This window comes from Pseudochrobactrum sp. AO18b (genome assembly GCF_000409565.1).
In the GTDB taxonomy this organism is placed as follows: Bacteria; Pseudomonadota; Alphaproteobacteria; order Rhizobiales; family Rhizobiaceae; genus Pseudochrobactrum; species Pseudochrobactrum saccharolyticum.
In genome coordinates this window covers 22,900-28,899 of record NZ_ANNO01000258.1, presented here as the reverse complement: position 1 = coordinate 28,899, position 6,000 = coordinate 22,900, and the positions used below count along the sequence as shown (strand labels likewise).

The following is a 6,000-nucleotide window of genomic DNA, read 5'->3' as shown; positions in this document are numbered from 1 at the left end:
CCCCTCTCATATTGCTGTCGATTGTGGTGATGGCCTGCGGCTTTATTCTTCTCGGTCAGGGGGTGTGGATCCATGCAAAAGCCTATGCAGCTCAGTTCCTGCTTGAGCGTGCCTTTACCCAGAGTATTGCAACAGGTGAAAAGGTTAAACCGTGGGCATGGGCGGACACATGGCCGGTAGCACGTATCGAAGCGCCGCGTCTGGCTGCATCAGCAATCGCTCTCAACGGTGCAAGCGGACAAGCTCTGGCTTTTGGGCCCGGTCATCTCCAGAACACACCCAAAGCCGGTGAGACAGGAACGGCAGTTTATGCCGCCCACCGCGACACGCATTTTGCTTTTCTTAAAGATATTGAGAAAGGCGATCTTATTCGCATTACCCGCACTGACGGTAAAACTTATACCTATCGTGCCATGCAAATGAGTGTTGCGCGTTGGGATGAGGCGCAGATCGATATTCACGCAGCGGGTTCTCAGCTGGTTCTTGCAACCTGCTATCCCTTTGATGCGGTTACACAAGGTCCGCTTCGTTATCTCGTTTATGCCACTTCAATCCAGTGATTTGAAATTGCTGCAGACAAGCAATTTTCATGGGGATACCGCACGACCCTGACATTTATGTTTTTTGAATGAACGATGGGATCTGTTCACAGCACAACAATGTCCCGTAATTTCAACAAGTTGTAATTCTCCTGAGTCTTTGGCACGCTAAAGCATCGACCATCTGATTGGGTATTGTCGGCGCCGGTCAGGCAAAGATCGGCTGGGATGTCGCCGGGTACAGAAATGGGAAACCTCTCCCGCCTTCTCTGGCAATTTAGCTCTTGGAGCATAATAAACCTAATCTGCCCTTCCTTCTCACACCCCATATTTCTGTCGATCACAACCGCTTGTTTCAAGTTCAAGAGCTGACTTTAAAGAGGTAATGTTGCCGTAACAGTCGAATTCTAAACATCACTCCAATTCGATGCTTCACCTAAAAGCAGGTGATATAGAGATGGAGATGTTCTTTGAAAAGAAAACTATCAAGAAAATTCTATGAAAAACCATTCGAAATTTTCGTAATATTCATCGGAATTTGCCTTGCAAATATTGTAAATAATCACAAGATTTCCACGCCGTCATACGAAATCACAGACAAATCCATCTCAACAAATGGATTAAATCTATGATTTATAAAAAAATCAGATCCGCAATAAATTTTATGCTTTTAACGATCATACCCGTATCTTTACTATGGGGTCCAATCGCCATAGCTATAATATCGAGAATAGATTCACTTTGATATTGATCGCTTAACCTGCGGGGAAGGTCAAACTCACGACCAATCCCCGACCATCCACATCGGATAATGCCACCGATCCATTATGGGCGCTCATAATCTGGGATACAATTGCAAGTCCCATCCCCGCCCCTTCAACCGCAGTACCCGCCCCTCTCACAAAAGGCTTCAGCATACTGCTCCGCTCTGCATCGGGAATACCCGGCCCCCTGTCAGTAACGCGCAATATGCAAGGATGAAGCACTTCGATCACCAGCATTTCTGTTCCTTGCGCATGGCACAGCGCATTCATGATTAAATTATCCAGCGCCACCCGAAGCGCCGCCTCTGAACCGGAAATGATTATCCGTTCTTCAGGTGCTTTGAACTCAATCTCCACGCCCTGCTTGAGAGCAGCCGGAACATGCTCAGCAACAATTTGACGGGCTGCATGCGCGAGATCAACCGGAGCAAATGCCAATGACTGGCCGGACAACCGCGCCAGTTGCAAAGAAGTCGTTACGATTGAAGCCAGACGCGCCGTATCCCGTATCAGAACTTCGCGTATTGCCGGCTCTTCTATCTTTTCCAGTTTTATTCTCAGCTTGGTCAACGGCGTTCGCAACTCATGCGATGCACTGGCAAGAAAAAAACGCTGCGCTTCAAACGCATCATCAATACGCGACAGAGCCGTATTAAATGCAGCAACCATCGGCTTTAATTCCGAGGGAGTATCACGATCTGAAATACTGCGGCCATTGGGCAGGCCGTCAATCTTTTCCGCAGAGTTTACAACCCTCCTTACAGGCGATGCAATGACACGCTTAACCGCTATCGCCGCAATCGTCGCCGTAGCGACCAGCACAACCCCAAGCAAATGATACAAGCCCTGAGAGCCTATTCCCCATAATGCAACGAAAATTGTTTGCACTCCGGTAAATGAAACACCGCCCAGCACAACAAATGCCTGAGGATTGGCGTCATCAACAAGGCGCAGCCCTTGATAGGTTACTTCACCCGTTGTGTAATGAAACTGAAATGAAGATATTTGATCAGAAACTGTATTAAGTGCCTTCTGAACAGACGGTGGTACAACCCCATGGGTTATCGTCTGAGTTCCGTCACTCAGCAAATACCAAAAATCCGGTTGCTGCTCTGCAGAACCAATAATATCGGCAGATATGCCGCCAATATTAAGTTTTAACTGACCTGAGGACGTATAGGACTTACTGGACTGCAGTAGTTTTCCCAGAATATCCAGAGGTACAGTTTGCCGGCCCTCCGTATCCGAAGATAACAATAAAAACGTGAGTGTTAATATTGTACTGATTGTCATCATCAGCGCCATGCCGATAACAAGCATAACGACAACCGGAAAAGCGATGGAGCGCATGAATTTCATTCCTGCACCATCATGTAACCTATACCGCGAATAGTGCGTATTGTTACATTGCACTTCGCTTCCCGCAGACGCCGCCGCAGTCTCGACACATGGGAATCTATGACATTAGAGCCCAGTTCATCATCAAGGCCATAAACGGAAGCTTCCAGATTATCACGCTGGACAACACGCCCCGCCCGTCTGATGAGCGCCTCTAAAATAGCAAGCTCACGTCTTGGAGTATTCATAATACTCCCCTCAACCATGGCGGAACGGTTGATAAGATCAAATGATAAATTGCCGAACTGCGTGCATCCGGTCTCATCCAGATTATATCTGCGAAGCACAGCCCGCGCTCTGGCAATAAGCTCCATTGGTTCAAATGGTTTACTGATATATTCATCCGCGCCTTTATCCAGAGCCGCAACAATATCAGCCGGATCATCTAATGCTGTTAATATCAGAGTAGCTGGTCGCGGCCGAAGCTGCCGTAAAGTGGGCAGCAGAGACAGACCGTCACCATCCAGAAGATGACGGTCGATAATTGCCAGATCAAATTTGAAAGCAAGCAAAGCAGACTCTGCATCTGCAACGGTGTCAAATGTGTCCGCAACACCAATGGATGCCTCCATCATAGCCTTCAGCGAGGCCGCCAATTCACGATCATCTTCTACTATCAGAATATGCATGAGCCGCCATTGATATGATCAGAGTCAAATTGATTGCACATTGCGAACACCAACACTTTTAGCATGTTTTCAGGGGCGCTTAGCTGACCACATTAAAAAACGTATCAGTAAAAACGGACAACCGGAACTAGAGAAGATCCCCGCGGGAAACACCATATGCCGGAGGCGGATATGCCCTTCTCAAATGGTCTTTGTCGGACATATCCAGGCGCTGCACACATTGCGCATAGGCATCTGTTCCGGGAAGAAATCCGTATTCGTTACAACGGCCTCTATAGTCTGTTGTCTCGCAGCCCATCAGCGCCATCAGGAGACCTATCGCAAAATAATTACGCATAATATCCTCAATAAGTTTATATATGTCAGCATATGACCAATCCCGTCTGAACATTACGGCAACGTTACGTGGCAGGTGCCAAGCTATAAATAATCATGCCTGTCAGGGAGTTGATTGCGCAGACAGGCTGCTTTGTTTTGGCGCAGAGAGGGATTTAGAGCCTTTATCTGTCCATGACGGAGGCGCTCCCAATGAAGCGCCGATCGCCCCCAAAACACCCGGTTGACGACCGAAATTCTCGCAAAGAACCGATCCCGGCCTTCCGCCCAGTTTTGTGCGAATTTCATATCCGGACGGCAAACGAAGGTCAAAATTACCCGGCTCCTTACCCTCGATAATCAGTCTGGAAAATTCAGAACCAAAAGCCGCAGCCAAATCATAGGCATCCCCCACCTGCGACACACGCGCCTCACTGGTGAATGAGTTTGCCCCCTTCGACCAGACGATTGCCGCAACCTGAGCCCCTTGCGGATCCGTAGCCTCCGCCTCAACAGCCAGTCCGCCCAGCCCGAACGGCAATCGCGGAACCCCTACAGGTAAGGCAATGGCTGTACCGATAGAAATCGCCTTTGCAGCGCCCGCAATACCAGACTTTGTAGGCACAACATCGGTAATAACGGTACGGATTGTGAGATCAGCCGGCTCACCGGTAGGAACAATTTTATATTTTTCACTCAGAGTGTAGCAAACAGCGCGATCGATCGCATTTGCCAGCAGGGTTCTGTCCTGTACTTTATCAACGCGCCGTTCAGCAGAATTTATAAAGGACGTCGGAAATATACTTACGGTTCTTACTTTTTTTAACACGCCAAAATTCAAGTAAAGTTTTTTCTTGGCAAACTTTCCTTTCGGCTCACTTAAATTACTATAGGAAGTAAGAGTCCCCCCCTCTTTTAAGGGAACACTCGCACAACCACTTAACAGGACGATAATCGGAAAATATTTTATCAGGTTTGATGTATTTTTTTGTAACGACCAAGTTATTGTTTTTCCGAAATTTATTTTGTTGCTCCGCACGACCGGTAACCCCGCTTTTTAAACAGCAATTCGGGGAGCAACCTGACCTTTGTACCTTGCGGCAACATTACGCAAATTATAACAATGAATTTTCCTTGAGTGATTTCATTACAAATATCGTAATATTACGGTAATGTTCCGATGTTCTTTTTCAAAAAAATTGAACAGGTGCACAATGTACATAGCTCTTATGCTAATCATTCTTACAGTATATTTAATAATTTTGACCGGAATATTGTTAATAGCAATTTGAAAATTCCAAAACAATAAACAGTTTATCCTCAATTTGCTTACAGATCTGCGTATTGCGCTCAATCATATTGCTCTATCGCTCCAGTTGCCGCCGCTTCTCAACCAAAAAATCAACGAAAACGCGCAGTTTTGCAGGCATCTGATCCCGTGAGGGAACATAGAGGTTGAAACCATCAAAGGGCGGACACCAATCTTCCATCACGCGCACCAGAGCGCCGGATGCAAGATGCTGACTGACAGCAAAGTCCAGATGCATCACCAGACCTATTCCCTGAAGCGCAGCATTCAGCATGACATCATCATTATTCGTGGCGAATGTTCCGGCAGGCTGGAACAGCCTTTCCTCCCCTGTAAGCGGATCGGTCAATTCCCAGCGGAATACAGCTCCGCTACCCGACAGACGAAAACCGAGGCAATTGTGCTGTGTCAGATCCCTGAACACTCTTGGCGGAGGATTAGCTGCAAAATAAGCAGGTGAACCAACCACGGCAAGAGAAACCTGCGGAGTGACCGGTACTGCAATCATCGTGTCTGTCACACTTTCACGCAGGCGAATACCCGCGTCACAGCCTTCCCGAATAATGTCACCTAACCCGTCATCGACAAATAACTCAACGCGAACCTCAGGATACCGGCGGGCGAACTCTCCGAGATACGGCTCAATAAAATGATGCGTGACAACCCGCGGCGCATTCAGCCGGATTTCACCGCTTGGCTTTTCGCGTGCCTCACCGACAGCGACGACCGCATGTGATATCATTGCAAGACCCGGTTCGATCTGGGAAAGTAATTTCCGGCCGTCATCTGTCAGCGATACCGAACGTGTCGACCGGTTAAGCAGACGAACGCCGAGCTGCTGCTCTAACATTCTGATCGTTTGCGACAAAGCCGATGGCGAAATACCGATACGACCAGCCGCACGAGTATAGTTCCCTTCGCGGGCAACCTCCGCAAAGGCAGCAAGAGCAGGCAGAAGATTACGATCCATTATACGCTCATTATGAATTACAGCTTCAAACTGATTGAAGGATGCCCCCATTTTTCCGTTAGGTCGAGTGGATTAT

General features: G+C 47.9%; 5 protein-coding genes. 1 reads left to right on the top strand and 4 read right to left on the bottom strand.

Features of this window, described 5'->3' with window-relative positions; all coding sequences use genetic code 11:
• The first annotated feature begins 8 nt into the window (after positions 1 to 8).
• Positions 9 to 560 (top strand): class GN sortase, encoded by a 552-nt coding sequence (locus A918_RS0110655; protein WP_084664761.1) that lies wholly within the window; start codon positions 9 to 11, stop codon positions 558 to 560.
• A 734-nt stretch (positions 561 to 1,294) separates the two neighbouring features.
• Here the strand turns inward: A918_RS0110655 and A918_RS20140 are convergent.
• The 4 genes from A918_RS20140 to A918_RS0110625 form a co-directional block, all read right to left on the bottom strand.
• Positions 1,295 to 2,653, bottom strand: coding sequence for a HAMP domain-containing sensor histidine kinase (locus tag A918_RS20140; RefSeq protein WP_198013291.1), 1,359 nt, complete (start codon positions 2,651 to 2,653; stop codon positions 1,295 to 1,297).
• Positions 2,654 to 2,658: 5 nt separating this feature from the next.
• Positions 2,659 to 3,330: a response regulator transcription factor gene (locus tag A918_RS0110640; RefSeq protein ID WP_022711047.1), complete on the bottom strand. Its 672-nt coding sequence runs from the start codon at positions 3,328 to 3,330 to the stop codon at positions 2,659 to 2,661.
• A gap of 439 nt (positions 3,331 to 3,769) precedes the next feature.
• Positions 3,770 to 4,684 (bottom strand): DUF3313 domain-containing protein, encoded by a 915-nt coding sequence (locus A918_RS20135; RefSeq protein ID WP_022711046.1) that lies wholly within the window; start codon positions 4,682 to 4,684, stop codon positions 3,770 to 3,772.
• 325 nt (positions 4,685 to 5,009) lie between these two features.
• On the bottom strand, positions 5,010 to 5,924 hold the full coding sequence (locus tag A918_RS0110625; protein ID WP_028233662.1) for a LysR family transcriptional regulator: 915 nt from the start codon (positions 5,922 to 5,924) through the stop codon (positions 5,010 to 5,012).
• Positions 5,925 to 6,000 lie beyond the last annotated feature (76 nt).